At 68.2% G+C, this 667-nt stretch carries 1 protein-coding gene; it reads right to left on the minus strand.

Annotation, left to right across the window (positions count from 1 at the left end; genetic code table 11):
- The coding region (locus A8G15_RS24940) for a transposase family protein (protein WP_068165659.1) at positions 1 to 613 on the minus strand (613 nt) is incomplete at its 3' end.
- Positions 614 to 667: the final 54 nt, after the last annotated feature.

Consider the following 667-nt stretch of genomic DNA (forward strand, 5'->3'; position numbering starts at 1 on the left):
GGCCTTTCGTCGGGACGTGGACACCGATCCCGGCACCGGTGTACCCCTTGTCGGCGAGGGTGGGCATCCCGCCGGCGGCAGCGTGGTAGAGGGCGCCGAGGATCCCGCCCCGACGAGCAGCGGTGAGGTCGTGCACCGAACCGGGGGCAACCTCGGACACCCAGATCGGGTAGCCGGTCGGATCGGTCAGGACCTGGACGTTGCCGCCATGGCGGCGATGTTTACCCGAGTACCACACGTCGTGCCCGGACTCGGAACGCTCCCGGCAGCGAGTCGAGGCGATGAGGGTGCCGTCGAGACAGACATGCTCCCAGCCGGACTCGATCCCACGTTCGAGCACGTCGTGCAGGTCCGGGGCGTGCGCAGCGATCACGTCGATACCTTCATGGAGATACCGGTAGGCGGTGGCCTGCGAGATGCGGGCATCGCGCGCCAGGGTGGCGACAGCGGTGCCGTCGCGAAACCACCGCAGCACCATCAGAGCCTGGACGTAGACGGTCGCGGCCCGCTGCCACGGCCGGCGATCGGTCCTGCGGCGGTGGGCAGCGAGGATACGGGCGACGAAGGTCAGGGTGTGCTCGGGCACGTCGAGCGTGGCACGATAGGTAATCACGTGGGGTCCTGCTCCGGGTTGCTTCTTGCTCGAAACAATCCCTACCAGGCAGGA

The sequence above is a fragment of the Rhodococcus phenolicus genome, assembly GCF_001646785.1.
Lineage (GTDB): Bacteria > Actinomycetota > Actinomycetes > Mycobacteriales > Mycobacteriaceae > Rhodococcus > Rhodococcus phenolicus.